This window comes from Candidatus Sodalis pierantonius str. SOPE (genome assembly GCF_000517405.1).
In the GTDB taxonomy this organism is placed as follows: domain Bacteria; phylum Pseudomonadota; class Gammaproteobacteria; order Enterobacterales; family Enterobacteriaceae; genus Sodalis_C; species Sodalis_C pierantonii.
In genome coordinates this window covers 2276142-2298564 of record NZ_CP006568.1, presented here as the reverse complement: position 1 = coordinate 2298564, position 22423 = coordinate 2276142, and the positions used below count along the sequence as shown (strand labels likewise).

The 22423-nt window shown below is 53.1% G+C and carries 17 protein-coding genes and 12 pseudogenes; 10 read left to right on the top strand and 19 right to left on the bottom strand.

Translation table 11 applies throughout. The annotated features are described in order from the left end of the window. Nucleotides 1-73: 73 nt before the first annotated feature. Nucleotides 74-1624: pseudogene (istA, locus tag SOPEG_RS11725) on the top strand (IS21 family transposase). 306 nt (nt 1625-1930) lie between these two features. Here the strand turns inward: istA and SOPEG_RS29535 are convergent. The 4 genes and pseudogenes from SOPEG_RS29535 to SOPEG_RS27490 all read right to left on the bottom strand — a co-directional run. Continuing rightward, nucleotides 1931-2500 (bottom strand): annotated as a pseudogene (locus SOPEG_RS29535) (AAA family ATPase); the annotation flags it as partial. 41 nt (nt 2501-2541) lie between these two features. Further along, nucleotides 2542-4299 (bottom strand): Mu transposase C-terminal domain-containing protein, encoded by a 1758-nt coding sequence (locus SOPEG_RS11715; protein ID WP_335333601.1) that lies wholly within the window; start codon nt 4297-4299, stop codon nt 2542-2544. Between the two features lie 287 nt (nt 4300-4586). After that, nucleotides 4587-4796 carry a helix-turn-helix domain-containing protein gene (locus tag SOPEG_RS24710; protein ID WP_335334095.1) on the bottom strand — a complete coding sequence of 70 codons (210 nt, stop codon included), beginning with the start codon at nt 4794-4796 and terminating at the stop codon, nt 4587-4589. A 58-nt stretch (nt 4797-4854) separates the two neighbouring features. Further along, a pseudogene (locus tag SOPEG_RS27490) lies at nt 4855-5067 on the bottom strand (IS5/IS1182 family transposase); the annotation flags it as partial. 73 nt (nt 5068-5140) lie between these two features. Between SOPEG_RS27490 and SOPEG_RS11705 the strand changes: the two are divergent. Further along, the gene (locus SOPEG_RS11705; protein ID WP_025243939.1) at nt 5141-6064 is read left to right on the top strand and encodes an IS5-like element ISSoEn1 family transposase; all 924 of its coding nucleotides are present in this window, start codon (nt 5141-5143) and stop codon (nt 6062-6064) included. A 55-nt stretch (nt 6065-6119) separates the two neighbouring features. Here SOPEG_RS11705 and SOPEG_RS11700 read toward each other — a convergent pair. The 10 genes and pseudogenes from SOPEG_RS11700 to SOPEG_RS11665 form a co-directional block, all read right to left on the bottom strand. Further along, a pseudogene (locus SOPEG_RS11700) lies at nt 6120-6842 on the bottom strand (IS5-like element ISSoEn1 family transposase); the annotation flags it as partial. 64 nt (nt 6843-6906) lie between these two features. After that, nucleotides 6907-7377 (bottom strand): ATP-binding protein, encoded by a 471-nt coding sequence (locus tag SOPEG_RS11695; RefSeq protein WP_025245479.1) that lies wholly within the window; start codon nt 7375-7377, stop codon nt 6907-6909. 311 nt (nt 7378-7688) lie between these two features. Beyond that, nucleotides 7689-7832: a protease FtsH-inhibitory lysogeny factor CIII gene (locus SOPEG_RS27480; RefSeq protein WP_148297019.1), complete on the bottom strand. Its 144-nt coding sequence runs from the start codon at nt 7830-7832 to the stop codon at nt 7689-7691. A 15-nt stretch (nt 7833-7847) separates the two neighbouring features. After that, nucleotides 7848-8057 (bottom strand): ParE family toxin-like protein, encoded by a 210-nt coding sequence (locus tag SOPEG_RS31190; protein WP_071882182.1) that lies wholly within the window; start codon nt 8055-8057, stop codon nt 7848-7850. Beyond that, nucleotides 8047-8298 (bottom strand): hypothetical protein, encoded by a 252-nt coding sequence (locus tag SOPEG_RS11690; RefSeq protein WP_025245478.1) that lies wholly within the window; start codon nt 8296-8298, stop codon nt 8047-8049. The genes SOPEG_RS31190 and SOPEG_RS11690 overlap by 11 nt, the downstream gene beginning before the upstream one ends. Next, nucleotides 8291-8488 (bottom strand): hypothetical protein, encoded by a 198-nt coding sequence (locus SOPEG_RS24700; protein ID WP_025244899.1) that lies wholly within the window; start codon nt 8486-8488, stop codon nt 8291-8293. Before SOPEG_RS24700 ends, SOPEG_RS11690 begins: the two co-directional genes overlap by 8 nt. A gap of 186 nt (nt 8489-8674) precedes the next feature. Then, nucleotides 8675-9319, bottom strand: coding sequence for a DUF7666 domain-containing protein (locus SOPEG_RS11680; protein WP_038468666.1), 645 nt, complete (start codon nt 9317-9319; stop codon nt 8675-8677). An 11-nt stretch (nt 9320-9330) separates the two neighbouring features. Continuing rightward, entirely contained in the window at nt 9331-10083 is a 753-nt protein-coding gene (locus SOPEG_RS11675) for a Rha family transcriptional regulator (protein WP_025245476.1), read from the bottom strand. Between the two features lie 131 nt (nt 10084-10214). Further along, nucleotides 10215-10478 (bottom strand): helix-turn-helix transcriptional regulator, encoded by a 264-nt coding sequence (locus tag SOPEG_RS11670; RefSeq protein WP_335333593.1) that lies wholly within the window; start codon nt 10476-10478, stop codon nt 10215-10217. Nucleotides 10479-10489: 11 nt separating this feature from the next. Beyond that, complete coding sequence (locus tag SOPEG_RS11665; RefSeq protein WP_025245474.1) at nt 10490-11110, bottom strand: leucine-rich repeat domain-containing protein; 621 nt, start codon at nt 11108-11110, stop codon at nt 10490-10492. 386 nt (nt 11111-11496) lie between these two features. On the opposite strand from SOPEG_RS11665, the pseudogene SOPEG_RS11660 reads away from it, so the two are divergent. Further along, nucleotides 11497-11797 (top strand): annotated as a pseudogene (locus tag SOPEG_RS11660) (DUF1640 domain-containing protein). A gap of 53 nt (nt 11798-11850) precedes the next feature. Here SOPEG_RS11660 and SOPEG_RS11655 read toward each other — a convergent pair. Continuing rightward, nucleotides 11851-13060, bottom strand: a pseudogene (locus SOPEG_RS11655) (IS256-like element ISSoEn2 family transposase). A 363-nt stretch (nt 13061-13423) separates the two neighbouring features. Here SOPEG_RS11655 and SOPEG_RS11650 point away from each other — a divergent pair. Together SOPEG_RS11650 and oppB (SOPEG_RS11645) are read left to right on the top strand one after the other, a co-directional pair. Continuing rightward, nucleotides 13424-14212, top strand: a pseudogene (locus tag SOPEG_RS11650) (ABC transporter substrate-binding protein); the annotation flags it as partial. Between the two features lie 98 nt (nt 14213-14310). Then, nucleotides 14311-14571: pseudogene (gene oppB, locus SOPEG_RS11645) on the top strand (oligopeptide transporter permease); the annotation flags it as partial. Nucleotides 14572-14614: 43 nt separating this feature from the next. Here oppB (SOPEG_RS11645) and SOPEG_RS11640 read toward each other — a convergent pair. Further along, nucleotides 14615-15538, bottom strand: a complete 924-nt coding sequence (locus SOPEG_RS11640; protein WP_038468663.1) for an IS5-like element ISSoEn1 family transposase — start codon at nt 15536-15538, stop codon at nt 14615-14617. Nucleotides 15539-15614: 76 nt separating this feature from the next. On the opposite strand from SOPEG_RS11640, the pseudogene oppB (SOPEG_RS11635) reads away from it, so the two are divergent. The 4 pseudogenes from oppB (SOPEG_RS11635) to oppF form a co-directional block, all read left to right on the top strand. Then, a pseudogene (oppB, locus tag SOPEG_RS11635) lies at nt 15615-16295 on the top strand (oligopeptide ABC transporter permease OppB); the annotation flags it as partial. Nucleotides 16296-16361: 66 nt separating this feature from the next. After that, a pseudogene (gene oppC / locus SOPEG_RS11630) lies at nt 16362-17209 on the top strand (oligopeptide ABC transporter permease OppC). Nucleotides 17210-17253: 44 nt separating this feature from the next. Next, nucleotides 17254-18247: pseudogene (oppD, locus tag SOPEG_RS11625) on the top strand (oligopeptide ABC transporter ATP-binding protein OppD). Continuing rightward, nucleotides 18244-19259, top strand: a pseudogene (oppF, locus tag SOPEG_RS11620) (murein tripeptide/oligopeptide ABC transporter ATP binding protein OppF). The pseudogenes oppD and oppF overlap by 4 nt, the downstream one beginning before the upstream one ends. A gap of 129 nt (nt 19260-19388) precedes the next feature. Here the strand turns inward: oppF and SOPEG_RS11615 are convergent. Beyond that, on the bottom strand, nt 19389-19712 hold the full coding sequence (locus SOPEG_RS11615; protein WP_038470043.1) for an HI1450 family dsDNA-mimic protein: 324 nt from the start codon (nt 19710-19712) through the stop codon (nt 19389-19391). Between the two features lie 54 nt (nt 19713-19766). Next, complete coding sequence (gene cls / locus SOPEG_RS11610) at nt 19767-21227, bottom strand: cardiolipin synthase (RefSeq protein WP_025245468.1); 1461 nt, start codon at nt 21225-21227, stop codon at nt 19767-19769. A gap of 173 nt (nt 21228-21400) precedes the next feature. Here cls and SOPEG_RS11605 point away from each other — a divergent pair, with 173 nt between their 5' ends. Further along, nucleotides 21401-21580, top strand: coding sequence for a YciY family protein (locus SOPEG_RS11605; RefSeq protein ID WP_025245467.1), 180 nt, complete (start codon nt 21401-21403; stop codon nt 21578-21580). Between the two features lie 168 nt (nt 21581-21748). Here the strand turns inward: SOPEG_RS11605 and SOPEG_RS27475 are convergent, their stop codons facing one another. Beyond that, nucleotides 21749-21982 (bottom strand): hypothetical protein, encoded by a 234-nt coding sequence (locus tag SOPEG_RS27475; protein ID WP_071882181.1) that lies wholly within the window; start codon nt 21980-21982, stop codon nt 21749-21751. Nucleotides 21983-22423: the final 441 nt, after the last annotated feature.

The following is a 22423-nucleotide window of genomic DNA, read 5'->3' as shown; positions in this document are numbered from 1 at the left end:
ATTCCGATTCTGTCCGATCGCTCATCTTCTGTTCCGCCATACTCTGGAGACTTTTAGCTTCCGGGGGCATGGCATGGCACGTAAAAAGAAGAAAGCGAGAACGGAAATGTGCATCTATATTAATGTCTTACGTATGAAATTCGAGCAGCGTCGCTCGAATCGCACTATCGCAGCAGCGCTCGGCATAGGCTGTACTACCGTGCACGATATCCTCGGCCGATTCACGGTAGCTAACCTGGTCTGGCCATTGCCGGCGGAACTGTCCCCCGTCGACCTCGACCGCCTGCTCTATCCCGGCAAATCCGGAAAAGTTATCAATACCTTACCCAGCTGGCTTGATATCGATACCGAGTTAAGCCGCAAGGGCATGACCAAGCAGCTGCTCTGGATGGAATATCAGTCCGCCGTGGGCGGTGATGCCCTCGGTTACTCACAGTTTTGTGCACTGTTCCGTGACTGGAAAAAGAAGCAGCGGCGTTCCATGCGTATGGAGCACAAGACTGGCGAAAAGCTCTTCATCGACTTCTGTGGCCCCACCGTACCTATCGTCAACCCTGCGACCGGTAGCGTACGCCAGGTCGCTATCTTCGTCGCTGCCATGGGCGTGTCAGGCTATGCGTATATCGAAGCCTGCGAAGGCCAGGACATGGCATCGTGGCTCAACGCCAATAGCCGCTGCCTGCACTTCATGGGTGGGGTTCCGGAGCTGATGATACCTGATAATCTGCGCAGCGCTGTCAGCACCCCTGACCGCTATGAGCCGGTCATAAACTAGAGCTATCAGGCGCTGGCAAATCACTATGAGACAGTGGTGCTACCGGCGCGCCCGAGAAAACCGAAAGACAAGGCGAAGGCAGAATCAACTGTGCAGCAGGTAGAACGCTGGGTTTTGGCCCGGTTGCGTAAACGTAGGTTCTACTCGCTGGCCGAACTCAACCAGGTGATACGAGAACTCAATCATGAGTTGAATCTGCGCCCGATGCGTCATTACGGCGGACAAAGTCGCCTTGAACGCTTCGAGCAGCTGGACAAACCGGCTCTTGGGCCTCTACCGCCCACACAATGGGAATACAGTGAGTATCTCGTTGCCCGAGTGGGACCTGATTACCACATAGACTACGGCAAAAACTGGTACTCGGTGCCGCATCCGCTGGTTGGCGAGCGCGTTGACGTCATCGCCACCCAACGGCTGGTGCAAATCCACCATAAAGGTGTCTGCGTGGCTACGCACCCTCGCAGCGATAACGCCTATAGGCACACGACTCAGGCGGCGCACATGCCGGCTAACTATAAGGGGCAGAGTCAGTGGACGCCGGAAAGGCTGTGCAGTTGGGCGCTGTCGGTGGGTGTGTGCACACTGAAAGTGGTCGAGTCCATCCAAAAGAGCAAAGCCCATCCGGAGCAGGCTTACCGCTCCGTGCTGGGGCTACTCAATCTGCAACGGCGCTATGAGACGACGCGACTGGAGAAGGCCTGCGCGCTGGCGTTGGAGAAAGGGTGCATTAACCGCTCTTTCATAGCCAACGTATTGAAACACGGTCGTGAAAGTGAGGTCACCCAGGACGGAGCCGGCGTATCAATGCTGGTTCACGAAAACCTCCGAGGTCCGGTCAGTTATCACTAAGGAGAATAAATATGGATACACGGTTAATGGCTCTGCGAGAGCTGAAGTTGTCGGCAATGGTCCAGGCGTTGGAGACGCAACGCGATAATTGCCCCGTGAATGTTTGCGAAAGGCGGCGGCAATCTCCGGCGCAAGCGGCTCCCTCGAGTCCTCACCGTTCGATAACAGGCTGCCCAGAATGGCGCTGAAATCCTCGGCTTCACTTTCTTTCTTACGAGATTCCAGGTCTAACGCCATACCCACCCGGCTATAGAGCTGGGCGTATTCCCCGCGAGAGTCTTTCAGGTTAAGCAGCAAACGCGGCATCCCCGCCAATACAATGGCCACCCCGGAACGGTCGTGAATGCGCCGCAGGACCTCAAGCGCCCGGTAGGGCAGCAGCTCAGCCTCATCAACCAGTACCAGCCAGTGCTTGTCGCGCAGCCCCTGTACGCACTCCTCGACCAGCTCATGAATATTGCCAGTTTTTCGCAGACCCAGCCGGGCGCACAGCGCCTGCAATAACACCTTGGCGGTATAGCCGGGGTCGGCTTCAATCAAGATGACGCCTTTATTGGCGCTGTTGGCGCGCACATACTCCTTCAGCACCATGCTTTTTCCCATGCCTGCCGGGCCGTATATCACGCCGATATCGCCGAAGTCGTGCGTGGCACTAATCAGGTCCAGCGCCACCCTCGCCAGATGGGTCGGCACAAAATGTACCTTGATGTCCCGCCGGTGGGCGCGCTCTGTCTCGCGGTCAAGAAAATCCCGTAACGTGCCCTCGACGTTATCAATATTGCCGTTGTAAACCCCCTTTAAATATTGTGAAATGGTGGCGCCGCTTAATCCGGTTTTATCGGCTACCTTGCGCTGGGTGTAGCCTGACCGTTCCATCAGCTGGAAAATACGTTCTCGCGTTGTCATACAATATATCCTTAGCGGTTATTACCGACCTGCTTGATATCGTGCTCATATTCGGATTCAAATAAATACACCTTCTCTTTTTCAGGTTCCGCTGCCTTGGGTACCAGCAGGCTGTAATCGTTCTCCCTGGGCGCGTCAATCACCGTGCGTAATTCGTCTTTCGCATCCTGAATTTTATTTTCAGCCAGTTTAATGCGACGTTTAGCGCGCGCTTCCAGGGCTTTTTCCACTCTGGAGACCGGCACCGGCGAAGCGGTATTGCCATTCCAGAGCGCGGTGCAGAGATAAGCGCCGTCCATCTGGCGAATAATCACCTCGTTCGGATTATGGATATCGTAGGCCACCCGCACCGTCTGGCGGTCTACCTCAATCAGCTCCCGGGCAAAATACTGGTTATTCAGCAGTTCAACCCAGCCGCGCTGGGCCACGCGTTTCTCTTCCGGCATAAACATCTCGCGCAACTCGCCCGGTGTCAGGTATTCAATGTTGTCTCCTTCCTCGGTCAGCAGGGCCTTGCGGTAAGCAGCCGGCGTCATCGACTTGCCGTTGACCTTGGGCAGCGCGCTGTGCTCGTGGCTGTGGTTATAGCGCTGCACCTCCTCCTCGATGGCGTCTATCAATTGCCGCCAGCTGGGCAATATCGCCAGCGTTTTCTGCTGGACAGGGTTCAGCTCTTTCCCCTGACGCAGGGCATTCGACAGACTCAGCAGCTTTTGCCCCTGCACCCGCGTCCCGTTGGGGTCAGCGCTTAACCCGTTATAGGTCTGAAAGCGCAGGGCCAGCCGGCGTGGGAGAACGCCGTTAAGTCGCTCGATAATGCCCCGCGCCTGCGGGTTACCGGGGATACTGGTAATATGCTCAATGCCCAGCCGGGGGAAAATCCCGGTGATATCCGCATCCAGCATCTTGTTGGTCTCACCACCGCCGTTATCGGAGTAGGAAAACAGCGGTTTGCCGTGGTGCTGGATAGCATAACGCCACGCATCGGCCACCGCGATGGCGTTTTCCGCCAGAGACAGGCTCCAGCCCACCAGATAGCGGGTGCGCCCGTCGAGCACCAGGGTCAGCTCCGGGGTAAAGGGCCGCCTGTGTATCGGATGCGCCACTTTCATGTTCAGCGACTTGCCGTCAGCTATCCAGCAGCCGTTCACCGGCATCTGTGCCCAATCCCGCTGCTGGTAAACCTGATACGCCTTAAGCGCCGAACCGGTGACCCGTCCCTTGACCCGTCGGTGAGGTGCCACCCGCTTGACCATGCGATTGACCTTGTCGTAGGTCGGCAGGGCCGTCAGCATGGCAGGCTGATCATGGTATTTGCCCTGCCAGTCGGCCTGAAACGCGCGGTAGGCTTCCAGCACCGTCGGGCCACAGGGCCGGGCGTAATGCGGCCAGAAGAGCGTATAGAACCACGTCATGTCCTCGGGACGCTGCTTCTTCGGCTGACCCGGAGCCAGTATCGCCAGACGCTCCTGGGGTCGCTCTGCGCTGAGATAGAGACTCACCCATTCCTGCAGGCTGCTTTTGCCCACCCCTTGCCGGGTGCGGCCCTTTTTGGCGTTGGCCAGCGTGGCGGCGCGCTGCAGGGCCTCGGGCAATGTACCGACCTTTGACTCCTCGACGATAAAGGTCACCGCCGCAATGCGGGTCATGCCGGCCTGCTGTAACCGGATCACTTCCTGTGCCAGCATCATGCGCGCATCGGCAATCTGCTTTTGGTGATCGTTGAGGGCCTGCACTTTGCGCTCGAGCAGGACAGGACATTGGCGCATGATCGCCAGCTCATCGCGTGACTTGATGGCGCAGCCACGCTTGACTGACTCATCAACCGGCTGGGCCGGGGCTTGCGCAATCAAAGATTTATAGTGCCGATGTTTGATGATCTCGCGTGTTTGTTCCGGCAAACAATCGATGTGATACTCGAAAGCCTTGGTACCCGGACGTTTACGGACTAAATCTGGAGAGTCAAGCAATAATCTGCGCAATGCTTTTCTTAGTCCTGGGGCTGTTCCTGGTAATCCGGAAATCCCTATTAATTCCTTGATACTTATAAACATAATCAAGAAACCTTGCGAATGTAGCTGTTATTTTTAGCTTCGTACCTGCTTGGCCAGATAGTTTCTGGAGAGACACCAAGAGCGTTAGCAACCAATAGTTCATATTTACGGCAAGGTCTTGTTAAAACACTTTTAACAACGTCTTGCTTGACCCCGGCTTTAACGTCCAAGGCTCGAAAAGTTATCCCACGTTTGTGAAGTTCAGCTTTTATGACGCTTTGTTGAATAAATCCGAAATTTGTGACGACTTCCTCCCTATCAGGGCGATTGTTACATGATGCGGACGCTGTTTGGCATTCCTAACAACGTGATCCGGTTAAGCGCTTTGACCATTGCCATAGCCTCACCTACCTGCGCGTCATAGTCATGCAGACTCAGATGACCACCCAGAAGTATTTTAAACCGGAACATGGCCGTTTCAGCCAGTGAACGCCGGTGATAACCTACTTTCTTTTTCCAGGTATCGTTATTGCCGCTCAGAGGCTTTGTTGAATAAATCGAACTTTTAGGTGACTGGCGGCTCTGATCACTACATTCGTTTCAACATCAGGTCCCCATGGCAAAGCAAAAGTTTAAAATCATCAACTGGCCCGCATACAACAATGCGCTCAGGCAGCGGGGGGACATGACAGTATGGCTTGATGAGTCAGCCATTGCTGCATGGACAGAGAGTACACCACCTGAACATCGTGGCCGGCCGCTTCACTACACCGATATGGCCATTACCACGGTTCTGATGATAAAGCGCGTGTTTAACCTTTCGCTCCGGGCGTTACAGGGTTTCGTTGACGCGATTTTTAAACTGATGGGGCTGTCGCTGCGCTGCCCAGATTACTCTCTGGTCAGCCGGCGAGCAAAAACCGTCGACATCAGCATAAAAACGCCAACCCGCGGCGAAATCTCACACCTGGTCATCGATGGCACCGGCCTGAAAATCTTCGGCGAAGGCGAATGGAAAGTCAGGCAGCATGGGGCTGAGAGGCGTAGAGTATGGCGCAAGCTTCATCTGGCAGTAGATAGCGCGACACATGAAATTATCTGTGCCGATTTATCGCTAAGCGGTACGACAGATGCGCAGGCACTGCCCGGGCTGATTAACCAAACCCACCGGAAAATCAGGGAAGCGTCGGCTGACAGTGCTTACGATACGCGTTACTGTCATGATGCTCTGCTAAGGAAAAAAATAAAGCCGCTTATCCCACCGCGAAGTGGTGCGCAATATTGGCCAGCTCGATACCATGAGCGTAACCATGCGGTGGCAAATCAGCATCTGAGCGGCAATAACGATACCTGGAAAAAGAAAGTAGGTTATCACCGGCGTTCACTGGCTGAAACGGCCATGTTCCGGTTTAAAACACTTCTGGGTGGTCATCTGAGTCTGCATGACTATGACGCGCAGGTAGGTGAGGCTATGGCAATGGTCAAAGCGCTTAACCGGATCACGCTGTTAGGAATGCCAAACAGCGTCCGCATCATGTAGCAATCGCCCTGATAGGGAGGTAGTCGTCACAAATTTCGGATTTATTCAACAAAGCGCCGCTCAGATGCTGATTTGCCACCGCATGGTTACGCTCATGGTATCGAGCTGGCCAATATTGCGCACCACTTCGCGGTGGGATAAGCGGCTTTATTTTTTTCCTCAGCAGAGCATCATGACAGTAACGCGTATCGTAAGCACTGTCAGCCGACGCTTCCCTGATTTTCCGGTGGGTTTGGTTAATCAGCCCGGGCAGCGCCTGCGCATCTGTCGTACCGCTTAGCGATAAATCGGCACAGATAATTTCATGTGTCGCGCTATCTACTGCCAGATGAAGCTTGCGCCATACTCTGCGCCTCTCAGCCCCATGCTGCCTGACTTTCCATTCGCCTTCGCCGAAGATTTTCAGGCCGGTGCCATCGATGACCAGGTGTGAGATTTCGCCGCGGGTTGGCGTTTTTATGCTGATGTCGACGGTTTTTGCTCGCCGGCTGACCAGAGAGTAATCTGGGCAGCGCAGCGACAGCCCCATCAGTTTAAAAATCGAGTCAACGAAACCCTGTAACGCCCGGAGCGAAAGGTTAAACACGCGCTTTATCATCAGAACCGTGGTAATGGCCATATCGGTGTAGTGAAGCGGCCGGCCACGATGTTCAGGTTGTGTACTCTCAGTCCATGCAGCAATGGCTGACTCATCAAGCCATACTGTCAGGTCCCCCCGCTGCCTGAGCGCATTGTTGTATGCGGGCCAGTTGGTGATTTTAAACTTTTGCTTTGCCATGGGGACCTGATGTTGAAACGAATGTAGTGATCAGAGCCGCCAGTCACCTAAAAGTTCGATTTATTCAACAAAGCCTGGTGAAATAACCTTCCGGGGTAATAACCTGGTCAACCATTTTTCCTACGGTTTTAACGTGTATATCTCCATTATCGTCAGTATGAAAATGCGTTAAAATGTAGACGCGGCGATGCTCTGCCAGCGCCCCGGCAAGATTAAATGTGTCCCATGCTATTTTCCCTATGTCGGTAAATTTGTCATAACCCCGTTGGGTCGCTCGTCTCATAAACTCATCAACAAGGACACTTTGAAAGTCATCAATAACAATGATATCTTTATTGTACGCTCTTAATATATCTAATATCTTGACTGGGTCATTTGTCCTTGCGACGTTAAGCCCCACTTTCCAGCCAGAAGATTTAAATGGCAGTGGTTTATTGATGCACTGAATAATCCCTGTTTTTTCTGGGTCAAGATTTCTCAGACTGGTAGATTTGCCACTACCTGATTCGCCCAATACTAATGTTGCTATACTCATCGTTCACCTCAAAAAGGTTCGTTACCGTTCGGCATGAAGTATCTGATATTTAGCTTTGCGGTATGTGCATAATGCAGTGATTACTTCTTGGCTTCACGCATGCCTAATCGACGATATTCAAGCGCCTGAATTAAGCAGAAGCGTCGCCATTCCTGATTGATTCGCAGTGTTTGCGGGAAGTCAGCCAGTTTACTTGATGAGCTCATTTCTCCTCCGTGCTTCATATATCTTGATGGTGATATCCCATAGCAACGAGTCGTGTAATCGTAGAGATTCGGCGATTAGCGCCTGAATTAATTTATTGGCATAGCTCATAGAGGATTGCCTTCCTGCCGGAGAATATCGATAAGTTTCCTGCATCCATTCCTCAGCCATTTTATGATTTTATCCAATAGGGTTTCTTCCGGGTGATAGCTCCCCATGAGGGCAGCATTACCCGCGAATGCGTAATTCATGGGGTGCTCCTGTTATTATATTGTTATTTGTGTATTGTATGTTGCGTGACTCATGGTTTTCCAACTCTGACCGTTATCTTTCGATAACATACGCCAGCAAAGGGAAAACCGTATTGATAAATAGCCTGTTCGTCGGATACGTCTCGCGTGGATAAGCCCTTCACGGTACAGGCGTTCAAATCGTTTCGCCCGCTCTCTTACCCCGATGGGTATTTTAGGTTTCATGCTCCTTCTCCAGTTTACTGAGAATCTTTTGTAATGTTTCGGCCTGTACAAATTGCACAGCAATACATTCAAACGTCAGCCTGACGCCGAGCAGTGTCAGTAATGCCAATATACCGTCGGTGACTTGCATATAGGGCGTGGCTGTACCGCTGAACGATGCAAGGGCCAGCACCAGACAAGCAATGCATGAAATAATGAACAGCGTGTTGATAATCTTCAGTGTCCAGAATGTTTTAAACATGGGCATGCTCCATTATTGCGTCGATAAGCTCCTGGGCATCTACGGTAAATCGTTCCAGGGTTTTACAACCTCCAACTTTAGCCCCGGCCACTCTGCATCCGACATCGTCATCAGAAACGAGCAGAGAAAAACCACCTTCCTGATTGTGACTTATTTCTATGTGAACTTTCTTACCACGGAAATTATTCATCAATACTTACCTCCTGCGTGCATGGACGCTGCTGCAATGATTCCTGCTGGCGGGCATCCTGAGTTTAATGTTTAAAGATGTTATTCCGAAACTGCGGGGCGGCTGACGTACATCCTCGTCAACTTGTTCCCTTCCTGGTGTGCAAATGCTTCCAGTGCAAAACTGAACCAGAGGTTAATCATCGGCCTATTCAAACTCGCCGTTTGCATTAAGCACATACCAGGTATCCGGTTTCACGCCGTTATCACCCACCCTGCTGGCGCGGATGTGGATAATGTTGCCCTCACTATTGCGATAGCACAGTACAATTGCGCCGCCCTCAGCAGCTTTGGCCTTACCCTGCGCGCCGAGAGACGCGACAACCGATCCGAAGCCGCTAACGCCTGCGGCTGACTGGTCGCCCGCATTGGTGGCGACGGACTGGTAGCCGGTGTTGGTGGCAACTGACCAGTCGCCAGTGTTGATAGCGGCTGACCCGCGGCCTTCAATGATCGTCTGTTCTGCGGACTTATCAATTTTACTCGCTATGCACTCGACGGCGCGGCCAACCATTTGGTGAAGGGACAGTTCCTTCTTAATGGTAATTGTGCTACTGGTGAGTTTGCCGCCTCCCGCTTCATGGGCGATATCGCCGGATACCTCAACCTCGGCAAAACGATGGTTTGCTGGCTCGTAGTAGCAGAAGACATCGAGCGGATATTCGCAGGCATGGAAACCTGAACTACAGATTTCTACCGCGCCCTCGTGCTGGTAGGTTTTCCCGATCTCGAACTGATAATCACGGCAAGTCATATCGGCGTTAAAGCCTTTGTAGGCGGTGATTTTGGTCATGGTGTTTATCCTTATGCAGCCTGAAGATATTTGTCGTGGGTGAATTCGCCGTTCCAGTCTTTCTTCATCGGAAGCTCGCCTTTCAGATAGTGGCGATAAAGCCATTTAGCACCGTCTTGTAACAGAATGACTTCATATAATTGCATGTCGCCTTTATATGATTTGATGGTATATGGTGATTCAGTGAAATATTTATCACGTGCGTGAGCTTTCACGCGCCATATATAGGACTTGTTCGTGTCTTTTTGCGCGTCGTAGAGAAAATTACGTTCGGCCAAAAACAGGCTGACACGGTTGATATTCACGCCGTTGAGTTGCTTGCAGAACTTGACCGGCGTCATTCCTGTTTGAAATAAGTTTTGTAAGCAATGAATCTCTTTTTCTTGCTTCTTGTTGACCAATGCCAGATGTTGTTTTTCCTCTGCAAGTTTGGCAGCGAGGCGCAGTGCATCGGGGTATGTTTGCGGAATAGCTGGCTTCTTGGCTTGTTCTTCCAGTTCACGCCAGCGCTTGGCAACTTTATGGCGAAGCTCAATGCTGTACCCCATGACGAGTGTCATCGTTAAGTCCTGGTCAAGCAAAAACTCCTGATAGACGCGTCCTTTGCTGTCTTTGTAATCAGCCGAAAAGTCGGCCGATTGAATATTGAGCGCCTCGAACATTTTGCGGCAGTCCTCCAGCACGTGTTTATGCTGCTTTTCGGTCAACTCCGCAATCTCGCGGCTGGACATGGTTAATGTTTGTGCAATGGTTAAATTTTGCATGCAGATATACCTCGTTGGTTAAAACGATAATGGAACCCCGGCACGATACCGGGGCGAGATTAGTGATTAGTGGCGTTGTAGGAACTGGCTAACGTTCGCCTATTGCCATTTTTCTAGCGCGTGGGTTATCCTTATTTCTTATTTTTTACTGTGCCGCCAGTTAAGGCAAAAAACACCAGCCGGACCTGAAAGACAGAAAGCAGATTATTTAAAGAGTAAAGATTAAATTTGCTTTTTATTGCATCAAGCATCTTTTCAACCGTTATGTAAGCAACATCACGCGCCGCTGCAATCTCTTTTTTGGAGAGGCCAAGAGAGAAGAGCATCGCCGTTTCAAGCTGTTCTATCGTGGTCAGCTCAGGGAACACATCACGGAATTTCTCTACTTGTTTCACGTTAAAGGACTTCATGCCGCACCCCCGGTTTTCCTGCGTTGCTCTAATTCAGCCACGCATTCCCGCGCCGCCTGTTCGACATCTGCTATTACTGATTCGCCGTCAAACTCTTTCAATGTATAAATCTTTTCGTTAACAACAACGCAGTACGCGCCATTTAGCCAAGCAGCAAAAACCGTGTAATAGTCATGTTTCCAGAATTCACGATAGACAATGTTGGTTATTCTGTTGGGCTGTAAATATATTGACCCATAAACTTCAAGGTTATCCGGCAAGCTAGAAATGCCCGTATAGCAGAGGTCAATACTGCCACCGACGCTCAAGTTTTTCGGTAGGCGGGTAATGCCTGTGCGGCTGAGACCAAGATCACCGCCAACACTCAGACCATTCGGTAGACTGGTTATGCTTGCACCGCGGAGGTAAAGGCTGCCATCAACACTCAAATTGTCCGGTAAGCTGGTTATGCTTGTACCGCGGAGATCAAGCCAGCCTCTAACACTCAGGTTGTCCGGTAAATTGGTAATGCTCGCATCATGGAGATTGAGGTTTCCATTGACGAAAATCTTATCTCCGTCAATGGAGTACGGGATCTTCTTTTCCTGCAACATTTCAATGAAGTCATTCATGTTCATGGAGGTAACTCCTTTCGTTGATGTAGTTAATTACTTTGTAAACTTCATAGGTGAACTATTTTTGAGGCCACCTTCGGTTAGCTTGTATACAGCGGTCTTGGTAGCTCCCGTACTTCCGATGGCTCGTTTGGTCTTGAGCGTTCCGTTCTCCAGTTCGTTTAGCCAACGAAGGGCCGTTGCCTCAAGCGGTTCATTTAGAGTTCCAGTGGCACATGGCAGATATCGTTCAATCTGTATCCAGATATCGCCTCGTCGTTGAAAGAACCTTCCGTTTTGTGTTGAATAGTTAGCACCATAAATGCTTGGAAATGCCGGAGCCATTGGTGTTACTCCTTCCGTTGATGTGGTGGATACGCTACACTTGGCATAAACAGGAGGACTTCCCCATGGGCCAAGTCGCATTTGATACTCAAGAATTCGTTGAGACACTGGAAAACGCCGGGTTGCCGAAAGACCAGGCCAAGGCGATTTCTATTGCCGTCCGTAAGTCTCATGAGGTGGCGGGTGTGGCTACCAAGCGTGACCTTGACGATGTCCGTAAGGACTTATCCGTGTAGAGATAGCCGATGTCCGTAGGATATTGCTAACAGGTTTGATAAGCTGGGATTACAGATGACGGTTCGTGTCGGAGGGATGCTGATTGCTGCCGTTGGCCTCATGACCGCTATTTTGAAAGTGCTGAAATAGCTTCAGCCATACACCCGCGGAGCCCGTACCGGATTCTGTGTAAATGCCTTTTCTCAGAAGTGACCGTCCAGGCGGTCACCGAACTCGATAATAAAGCGGCTCATTGCCATGCGCCAGTCCCTCAAAGGCATTGTCCATTTCTGTGAGGCCGCCTGTATCGCCAGCCACACCACCCTTTTCACTGCGTCGTCGGTCGGGAACACCTTGCGCTTTTTGATGGCATGCCGGATCACGCTGTTTAACGACTCGATGGCGTTGGTCGTGTAGATCACCTTGCGGATGTCCGTTGGGTAGGCAAAGAACGTGGCCAGATTGGCCCAGTTTGCCTGCCAGCTTCGACTTATTTGCGGGTAGCGGATGTCCCAGGCACTGGAGAACGCTTCCAGCGCCTGTAAGCCGGCTTCTTCCATAGGGGCCTGATAGATAGCTTTCAGGTCGCGGGTGACGGCCTTGTAGTCCTTCCAGGAGACGAACCGCAGGCTGTTGCGCACCATATGCACGATACACAGCTGGAGCCGCGCCTCCGGATACACCGCGTTAATAGCGTCAGGGAAGCCTTTCAGCCCGTCTACGCAGGCGATAAGGATATCGTTCAGGCCGCGGTTTTTCAGCTCTGTCAGCACGTTCAGCCAGAACTTTGCGCCTTCATTTTCGGCCAGCCACATACCTAGCAACTCTTTCTGGCCTTCGGATGTTGATACCCAGCGCCAGGAACACAGATTTGTTGATGATGCGGCTGTCCTGCCGGACTTTTAGAACGATACAGTCAAGATAAACAATGGGATAAACTGCATCCAGAGGCCGGTTTTGCCATTCGACAACCTGCTCCATGACCGCATCGGTGACCTTTGAGACCAGCGCCGGCGAGGCATCGGCGTTATACAGCTCTTTGAACGCGGCGGCGATCTCGCGGGTGGTCATCCCTTTGGCGTACAACGATAAAATCTGGTTATCCATCCCGGTAATCCGGGTCTGGTTCTTCTTCACCAGTTGCGGTTCAAAGGAACCGTCACGATCGCGCGGAGTACGCAGCGCCAGCGGGCCATCGCCAGTGGTAACGGTTTTTGTGGAATAGCCGTTGCGGGCGTTGGTCCCCGGTTTAGGCTGATTTTTATCGTAGCCGAGGTGATGGGTCATTTCGGCATTGAGAGCTGCTTCGACGCTGATTTTTTTCAGCAGCCGATCGAAGTGACCGAGATCTTCAGGGGTTTTGAGATTTTTGGCCAGTTCGTTAGCCAGAGCCTGCAACTGTTTTTCGTCCATAAATTAACCTGTTTTTGATGTTGGATTGAACATATCAAAATCAGGCAAATACACAAATTTCTAAACAGGCTCTGTGACTCCCCAATCAGCTGTATCTCCGCAGAAAATGGGGAGTCGCTGGAGAAACGAAAATAGATCTGTGTGGCCGTCAAAATCCGTAATCTAACCTGTGGTCAGGTCAAACACGGAACCGGAGTTGTCAGGACGAAGTTTGGCTAAATCGGGAGCAGAAATCTCTCGCTGCATAACTTAACAGATACGATAACTACATTGACGTCTACCTTAGCTATAAATTTTGTAACCAATTCTGGACTGTCCAAAATAGCTATTTTTTAGGGTTTTAGGGAGTCCAGAATTGTTTGCAAATTAGTCCAGAATATTTTGCATCGCTACATTGATCCCTACCTGTGCACCTATTATTACGAAATCAATAACCAGAAGGCGCCGTTCACCGATGCGCGCGTGCGTACCGCGCTGAAGCTCGGCTTGGATCGCGATATCATCGTCAACAAAGTGAAAGCGCAGGGCGATCTTCCGGCCTACGGCTTTACGCCGCCCTACACCGACGGTGCTAAGCTGACGGCGCCGGAATGGTCCGGCTGGTCGCAGGAGAAGCGCAACGAGGAGGCGCGTAAATTGTTGGCCGAGGCGGGTTACACTAAAGATAAACCGCTGACCTTTGATTTACTGTACAACACCTCGGATCTGCACAAAAAGCTGGCTATCGCCGTGGCGTCCATCTGGAAAAAGAACCTGGGCGTGAATGTGAAGTTGGAAAATCAGGAATGGAAAACTTTCCTGGACACCCGCCATCAGGGCAATTTCGACGTCTCCCGGGCCGGCTGGTGTGCGGATTATAATGAACCGACGTCTTTCCTGAACATTATGCAGTCCAACAGCTCCAACAACAGCGCACATTATAAGAGTCCGGCATTTGACAAACTGCTGGTCCAGGCCCTACAGGCCGGTTCGGAAGATGCGCGCGCCGGATTCTATCAGCAGGCGGAACAGCAGTTGGATAAAGACTCGGCAATCGTCCCGGTGTATTACTATGTTAACGCCCGTTTGGTTAAACCTTACGTAGGGGGTTATACCGGTAAAGATCCGCTGGATAATGTATATGTAAAAGATCTATACATTATCAAACAATAAGGATGTTTAACGCGTGACAACAGGGCAGACCGCTGGCGGTCATGGCCTGTTTGTTCTACAAACGCTTTATCGTCTACTGCTATGTTATAGGTCTGGTAATGGTAAAGTTTATTCTCCGACGGCTGCTGGAAGCGATTCCAACGCTGTTCATTCTGATCACCATCTCATTTTTTATGATGCGCCTGGCGCCCGGCAGCCCGTTTACCGGCAAGCGCAACCTGCCGCCGGAAGTGATGGCCAACATAGAAGCCAAATATCATCTGAACGATCCCATCCTCACGCAATACGGCAATTATTTAGTGCAGCTGGCCCACGGTGATTTCGGTCCGTCGTTTAAATATAAAGACGCTTTGTTGAATAAATCCGAAATTTGTGACGACTTCCTCCCTATCAGGGCGATTGTTACATGATGCGAACGCTGTTTGGCATTCCTAACAGCGTGATCCGGTTAAGCGCTTTGACCATTGCCATAGCCTCACCTACCTGCGCGTCATAGTCATGCAGACTCAGATGACCACCCAGAAGTGTTTTAAACTGGAACATGGCCGTTTCAGCCAGTGAACGCCGGTGATAACCTACTTTCTTTTTCCAGGTATCGTTATTGCCGCTCAGATGCTGATTTGCCACCGCATGGTTACGCTCATGGTATCGAGCTGGCCAATATTGCGCACCACTTCGCGGTGGGATAAGCGGCTTTATTTTTTTCCTCACCAGAGCATCATGACAGTAACGCGTATCGTAAGCACTGTCAGCCGACGCTTCCCTGATTTTCCGGTGGGTTTGGTTAATCAGCCCGGGCAGCGCCTGCGCATCTGTCGTACCGCTTAGCGATAAATCGACACAGATAATTTCATGTGTCGCGCTATCTACTGCCAGATGAAGCTTGCGCCATACTCTGCGCCTCTCAGCCCCATGCTGCCTGACTTTCCATTCGCCTTCGCCGAAGATTTTCAGGCCGGTGCCATCGATGACCAGGTGTGAGATTTCGCCGCGGGTTGGCGTTTTTATGCTGATGTCGACGGTTTTTGCTCGCCGGCTGACCAGAGAGTAATCTGGGCAGCGCAGCGACAGCCCCATCAGTTTAAAAATCGCGTCAACGAAACCCTGTAACGCCCGGAGCGAAAGGTTAAACACGCGCTTTATCATCAGAACCGTGGTAATGGCCATATCGGTGTAGTGAAGCGGCCGGCCACGATGTTCAGGTGGTGTACTCTCAGTCCATGCAGCAATGGCTGACTCATCAAGCCATACTGTCAGGTCCCCCCGCTGCCTGAGCGCATTGTTGTATGCGGGCCAGTTGGTGATTTTAAACTTTTGCTTTGCCATGGGGACCTGATGTTGAAACGAATGTAGTGATCAGAGCCGCCAGTCACCTAAAAGTTCGATTTATTCAACAAAGCCATATAAAGACTACTTGGTCAACGATCTGGTGGCCAACTCATTCCCCGTCTCGGCCAAGCTCGGCCTCGCGGCATTTTTGCTGGCGGTAGTGGTCGGGGTCGCTGCGGGCGTCATGGCGGCGCTCAAGCAGAACACCAAATGGGCCTATCTCGCAATGGGGTTCGCGATGACCGGCGTGGTCATTCCCAGTTTCGTGGTGGCGCCGCTGCTGGTGCTGATTTTCGCCATCACGCTCAAATGGTTGCCCGGTGGCGGCTGGAACGGCGGCGAGCCCAAATTTGTTATTTTGCCAATGGTCGCGCTTTCTCTGGCTTATATCGCCAGCATCGCCCGCATAACCCGCGGTTCGATGATTGAAGTGCTGCATTCCAATTTTATCCGCACCGCGCGCGCCAAAGGATTGCCGATGCGGCGGATTATTTTCAGCCACGCCTTGAAGCCGGCGCTGCTGCCGGTCATTTCGTACATGGGACCGGCGTTTGTGGGCATTATTACCGGCTCAATGGTGATAGAAACGATTTATGATCTGCCCGGTATTGGCCAGCTGTTTGTGAACGGCGCGCTCAACCGCGATTATTCGCTGGTGCTGAGCCTGACCATTCTGTTGGGCACCTTGACCATCTTGTTTAACGCCATTGTCGATGTCCTGTATGCGGTTATCGACCCGAAAATCCGTTATTGACGCTGGAGCGCGCAAATGATTGTGAGTAAGAAAAATAGCGAAGCTCTGGAGAAATTCAGTGAATAATTGGAAGTGGAGGGCCGCAGCCTGTGGGCCGACGCTTTATCCATAACAAAGCGGCACTGACCAGCTTGTTTATCCTGCTGCTGATTGCGCTGTTCGTGATATTGGCGCCGTCGTTGTCCGCTTTCCGCTATGACGATACCGACTGGGCCATGATGTCCAACGCGCCGGATATCGCCTCCCAGCACTATTTCGGCACTGATTCCTCCGGTCGTGATTTGCTGGTGCGGGTGGCCATCGGCGGACGTATCTCGCTGATGGTGGGCATTGCCGCCGCGCTGGTGGCGGTGGTGGTGGGGACGTTATATGGCGCGATGTCCGGTTATCTCGGTGGCAAGGTCGATTCTCTGATGATGCGGCTGCTGGAAATCCTTAACTCGTTTCCGTTCATGTTTTTCGTCATCCTGCTGGTGACGTTTTTCGGGCAGAACATCTTTTTGATTTTCGTCGCCATCGGGTTAGTTTCCTGGCTGGATATGGCCCGTATCGTCCGCGGCCAGACGCTGGGCCTCAAGCGTAAAGAATTTATCGAGGCGGCGATCGTCAGCGGCGTGTCCACCCGCAACATTATTCTGCGTCACATCGTGCCGAACGTACTGGGTGTGGTGGTGGTATACGCGTCGCTGTTGGTGCCGAGCATGATTCTGTTTGAGTCTTTCCTGAGCTTTCTCGGGCTCGGTACCCAGGAGCCGCTGTCCAGCTGGGGCGATTTGTTGAGCGATGGCGCCAACTCGATGGAGGTCTCTCCCTGGCTGCTGATTTTCCCAGCGCTGCTTCTGGTGGTGACGTTATTTTGTTTTAACTTTATCGGCGATGGGTTGCGTGACGCCCTCGATCCGAAAGACCGTTAAGGAGTGCCGCGTTGAGCACGAATCACACTTCGGTGCCGGGCGCGATGACGCCTGCGGACACCGCCGCGCCGGCGCTGCTGGATGTGCGCGACTTGCGGGTCACTTTCGCTACCCAGGATGGCGAGGTGACCGTGGTCAACGATCTGAATTTTACCTTGCGCGCCGGCGAGACGCTGGGCATCGTCGGCGAGTCCGGTTCGGGCAAGTCCCAAACCGCTTTCGCGTTGATGGGGCTGCTGGCGGGCAATGGCCGTATCGACGGTAGCGCGATGTTTAACGGCCGCGAAATCCTCAACCTGCCGGAAAAGCAATTAAATAAACTGCGCGCCGAGCAGATTTCGATGATTTTCCAGGATCCGATGACCTCATTGAATCCCTACATGCGCGTGGGCGATCAATTGATGGAAGTGCTGCAGTTGCATAAACGGATAAGTAAGCATGACGCCTTCACCGAGTCCGTGCGTATGCTGGATGCGGTGAAAATGTCCGAAGCGCGCAAGCGGATGCGTATGTATCCCCATGAGTTTTCCGGCGGCATGCGCCAGCGGGTAATGATCGCCATGGCGCTGCTGTGCCGACCGAAACTGCTGATCGCCGATGAGCCGACCACCGCGCTGGATGTAACGGTCCAGGCGCAAATCATGAATTTACTCAACGAACTCAAACGCGAGTTTAATACCGCCATTATCATGATCACCCACGATCTGGGCGTAGTGGCCGGCATCTGCGATCGGGTATTGGTGATGTACGCCGGCCGCACCATGGAGTACGGCAAGGCGCGGGATGTGTTCTATCGCCCGAGTCATCCTTATTCCATCGGCCTGCTGGCGGCGGTGCCGCGTTTGGATGCCGACGGCAGCGCCATTATGACCACCATCCCCCGGCAATCCGCCTAATCTGTTGCGCTTACCCAAGGGGTGTCCGTTCCAGCCGCGCTGTCCTTATTCAATGGATATTTGCGCCACCATGCCGCCGCTGGAACGCTTTGGCGATCAGCGCCTGCGCGCCTGTTATAAGCCATTGGAGGAGCTGGTATGAGCACCCTGGCCGACAAGAAGAAAGTCATTCTCGACGTCGACAATTTAAAGGTCTATTTCGACGTCAAAGGGGATAAACAGTGGTTCTGGCAGCCCGCCAAAAGCCTGAAGGCGGTGGATGGCGTGTCCCTGCGGCTGTACGAGGGCGAAACCCTTGGCGTGGTCGGCGAGTCCGGCTGCGGCAAATCGACGTTTGCCCGGGCGCTGATTGGTCTGGTCAAGGCCACCAGCGGGCGCATCGCCTGGCTGGGGAAAGAGTTGCAGGATATGAATACGGCGCAGTGGCGCGCCACGCGCAGCGATATCCAGATGATTTTCCAGGATCCGCTGGCCTCGTTAAACCCCCGTATGACCATTGGCGACATTATCGCGGAACCGCTGCAAACCTATTTCCCGATAATGCCGCGCCGGGAAGTGAAGGAAAAAGTGCGCAACATGATGATGAAGGTCGGGCTGCTGCCCAACCTTATCAACCGCTATCCCCACGAGTTTTCCGGTAGTCAATGCCAGCGCATTGGTATTGCCCGCGCGCTCATCCTCGAGCCCAAGCTGGTGATTTGCGATGAACCCGTATCGGCGCTGGATGTGTCGATTCAGGCGCAGGTGGTGAATTTGCTACAGCAGCTGCAGCGGGAAATGGGGCTGTCGTTAATCTTCATTGCCCACGATTTGGCGGTGGTCAAGCATATCTCTGATCGGGTTCTGGTGATGTATCTCGGCCACGCGGTGGAGCTCGGTACCTATGATCAGGTGTACCACAATCCACAGCATCCTATACGCGCGCTTTAATGTCGGCGGTGCCGATTCCGGACCCGGATAAAGAGCGTAATAAGGAAATTCAGCTGTTGGAGGGGGATTTGCCATCGCCGATTAACCCGCCGTCGGGGTGTGTGTTCCGTACTCGCTGCCCGATGGCCGACGAGACGTGCGCCGTGACGCGGCCTATCCTACAGGGCAGTTTCCGCCACGCCTGCTCCTGCATCAAGGTGGATGTTGCCCAACTGGCGCAATAGCGCCTGACCCGCCCGGCGGCGGGTCGGCTTTCGCCGCGGCCGGGCGTCAGTTGACCGCCCGCGCCGAACCGGCTTTTTCTCAAGGGGCGGCGCAAGCCCGGCGGATGCCTACCGCGGACGCGATTCGACTCACTCCTTCCACAAGATGTGGCAGACTTTCTCGGTGCGGGCGCGGCAAATCAGGATACGCGCAAACACGTCGTTGACCGCCATCCTGTCCTGTTCCGCCAGCCCTATCACCACTTCGGCGAACAGATCGGGGTTGAGATCGAAATCCACCTGCTCATGCCACGCCTCTGAGGGGTCAAACACCTCTGCCGCGCCCCGCTGTTCAAATTGCAAATTGAACAGCAGGATATCCGCCAGATCGAGATTATCCTGCGCCAGTTCGAGAAAAATATCGTAGGCCGCTTCGAGCGTTTCGTCATCCGTCAGAAGATTGTCCAGATCCATCATCACTGTCCCGTTAACTGAATTGGCGCTATTACAGCATGCCGTCTGGCAAAATTACAGCAATGGACTGAAAAAGTAGAACAGCCGCTCGACGATACGCTGCCAGTAGGGACGCTTCGACCAGACTCTGGCCTCGATAAGCCGCGACCGGGCTAGATAATCCTCCTGCACCCGCGCCAGATCGCTGCCGAAATCGTCATCGTCAATGACCAGCGTTATCTCAAAATTCAGCCACAGGCTGCGCATATCCAGATTTACCGTTCCCACCAGACTTAATTGGCCATCCACCAACACGCTTTTGGTATGCAGCAGGCCGCCCTCGAACTTATGGATTAACACGCCGGCTTCCAGCAGCTCGGCGAAGAAGGCTCGGCTGGCCCAGCCCACCAGCATTGAATCGTTATGACGCGGAACGATGATATGGACTTCCACGCCGCGCTGCGCCGCGGTACAGATGGCGTGCAGCAAATCATCGCTCGGCACCAGATAGGGCGTGGTCATAACCAGTTGCTCGCGCGCCGCGTAGATAGAGGTGAGCAAGGCCTGATGAATGACGCCCTCGGGAAACCCCGGCCCCGAGGCGATGACTTGTATGGTATGTTCCGTCGCCTGTTCAAACGGCATGATATTGACGTCGGGGGGCGGCGGCAAAATGCGCTCGCCGGTTTCTATTTCCCAATCGCAGGAGAAGATGATGCCCATGGCGGTGGCCACCGGTCCTTCCATACGCGCCATGATATCGATCCACTGGCCAACACCGGTGTCCTGTTTGAAGAAGCGCGGATCCACCATGTTCATGCTGCCGGTGTAGGCGATGTAATTGTCAATCAGCACCATTTTGCGATGCTGGCGTAAATCCATACGGCGCAGAAATACGCGCAGGATACTGACGTGCAGCGCTTCCACTACATTCACGCCGGCGTCGCGCAGCAGCGCGGGGTAGGGACTGCGAAAAAACGCCACGCTGCCGGCCGAATCGAGCATGAGCCGGCAGCGTACGCCGCGCAGCGCCGCGGCCATTAACGCTTCCGCTACCTGGTCCACCAGGCCGCCGGCCTGCCAGATATAGAACACCATCTCAATATTGTTTTGCGCTAGACCGATATCGCGAATCAGCGCCCGCAGCGCATCATCGGTACTGGTCAGCAGCTGCATTTGATTACCTTTCAGGCCGCCCATGCCCTGTCGGTGCTCGCAGAGCTGAAACAAAGAGCGAGCCACTTCGCTATTTTCACTGGCAAAAATGCGACGACACCCTTTCAGATCTTCAATCCATTGGGCGGTGGAGGGCCAGAGCGCTTTACTACGCTCGGCGCGGCGTTTACCCAGGTTGAGCTCGCCGAATAACAGATAAGTAATAATCCCCACCAGCGGCAGAATATAGATGACCAGCAGCCAGGCCATGGCGGAAGGCACCGCGCGACGTTTCATCATTACCCGCAGGGTGACGCCTGCGATCAACAACCAATAGCCGAAGAGCAATAGCCAGTTGATTACGGTATAAAGCGTTGTCATAGGGGCGAAAAATCCTGTTCGCGGAGCGTTAGCCTAAGTTTACGCATAAGGGGAGCAAAGAGGAAATTGTTTTACTGGACGCGTGATGCCCGCAAGCCGCGTGCGGCTTGGCATGGCGGGAAAAATGGCTATAATGGCGTCCGTTGGTTCAAGCCCGTTTAAAGGTCTTAGTGATGAAACGAAGTCGTAACGAAGTCAGCCGCTGGCGCATGCAGCGTCAGGTCCAGCGCCGGCGTAGCCAGTGGGTTGAAGCGCAATCCCGCACCTACCGCTGCCTAACGCGCTTAAGCCATCTCCAGCTCAAACAGCAACGGTGCTCATTGTTGTTTGCCCTTGCCTATACGCTGAACTGAGCCACCGCGGCGCTGACCGGCGAAAACATGCGTTTGGTTATTGACGGCTAACGGCCGGCCTGGCGTTACGCTGGCGGGCGGCTTACGGGCAGTAAAAAACCGGCTTCATGCCGGTTGAGGTGTGACAAACGAATGCCTGTTTTCCTCCCTGAGGCGATGTCCGCAGCGTTACTGCGTGGCGGTCGTGGTTGAGGTCGACGTAGACGAGCCGGTATTTTCCGGGTCGCTGGCCGATGCCACCGCGGCGACGGAGCTGGACACAAAGCTGGCGTCACTGCTGCTGGCACTACCGGAAGTGCTCTGTGATGCCGCTGTGGTCGTACCGGCCGCGCCGGCCGCATAAACGGTCGAACTGCCGATTGCAGACAGCGCCAAGGCCGTCATCAGTATCTTCTTCAACATAATTACCTCCTACTGTTAAGTGTTTAACGGGGGAGTACAGCTTTTCTACGTTATGCGATAAAGTGACCAGGTACAAACCGGATATGGCTGGAGGCGGGATCATTCGGAACTATCTTGGAAAATGAGGTCAGATAACGTACTGAAACTCGGCAATTTATAAAGTTGACTGCGAATATTCTTAAATATGATTTTACCGAACCTAGCTCACGGAAACAGCGGTAATATTATCCTTAGGTGTATTTTTGATGACAGCCACGCCATGCCCTTTAGGCGCAGCCTGTAATAGACAGCGTATCTGCTGTATTTATTCTCTTCGCACTCTACACGCCGTAAACGCCGTACCCTTCCTTCGCTGCCGTTAATGCTTTGTGCCGCGTTAATGTCGCCACGCCATGGCGCCGCTGCTAGGGGTTCGTTTTAGCGCGGTTATGCCGGGCGCGG

Excerpts from the sequence above, each read along its gene's own strand:
- cls (WP_025245468.1), bottom strand. The coding sequence starts at position 21,227 with ATGACAACGCTTTATACCGTAATCAACTGGCTATTGCTCTTCGGCTAT.
- SOPEG_RS11695 (WP_025245479.1), bottom strand. The coding sequence starts at position 7,377 with ATGAGTATAGCAACATTAGTATTGGGCGAATCAGGTAGTGGCAAATCT.
- SOPEG_RS27475 (WP_071882181.1), bottom strand. The coding sequence starts at position 21,982 with ATGTTGAAGAAGATACTGATGACGGCCTTGGCGCTGTCTGCAATCGGC.
- SOPEG_RS27480 (WP_148297019.1), bottom strand. The coding sequence starts at position 7,832 with ATGAATTACGCATTCGCGGGTAATGCTGCCCTCATGGGGAGCTATCAC.
- SOPEG_RS11675 (WP_025245476.1), bottom strand. The coding sequence starts at position 10,083 with ATGCAAAATTTAACCATTGCACAAACATTAACCATGTCCAGCCGCGAG.
- SOPEG_RS11640 (WP_038468663.1), bottom strand. The coding sequence starts at position 15,538 with ATGGCAAAGCAAAAGTTTAAAATCACCAACTGGCCCGCATACAACAAT.
- SOPEG_RS11705 (WP_025243939.1), top strand. The coding sequence starts at position 5,141 with ATGGCAAAGCAAAAGTTTAAAATCATCAACTGGCCCGCATACAACAAT.
- SOPEG_RS11680 (WP_038468666.1), bottom strand. The coding sequence starts at position 9,319 with ATGACCAAAATCACCGCCTACAAAGGCTTTAACGCCGATATGACTTGC.
- SOPEG_RS11615 (WP_038470043.1), bottom strand. The coding sequence starts at position 19,712 with ATGGATCTGGACAATCTTCTGACGGATGACGAAACGCTCGAAGCGGCC.
- SOPEG_RS11715 (WP_335333601.1), bottom strand. The coding sequence starts at position 4,299 with ATGCGCCAATGTCCTGTCCTGCTCGAGCGCAAAGTGCAGGCCCTCAAC.
- SOPEG_RS11605 (WP_025245467.1), top strand. The coding sequence starts at position 21,401 with ATGAAACGAAGTCGTAACGAAGTCAGCCGCTGGCGCATGCAGCGTCAG.
- SOPEG_RS11665 (WP_025245474.1), bottom strand. The coding sequence starts at position 11,110 with ATGAACATGAATGACTTCATTGAAATGTTGCAGGAAAAGAAGATCCCG.
- SOPEG_RS11690 (WP_025245478.1), bottom strand. The coding sequence starts at position 8,298 with ATGTTTAAAACATTCTGGACACTGAAGATTATCAACACGCTGTTCATT.
- SOPEG_RS24700 (WP_025244899.1), bottom strand. The coding sequence starts at position 8,488 with ATGAATAATTTCCGTGGTAAGAAAGTTCACATAGAAATAAGTCACAAT.
- SOPEG_RS31190 (WP_071882182.1), bottom strand. The coding sequence starts at position 8,057 with ATGAAACCTAAAATACCCATCGGGGTAAGAGAGCGGGCGAAACGATTT.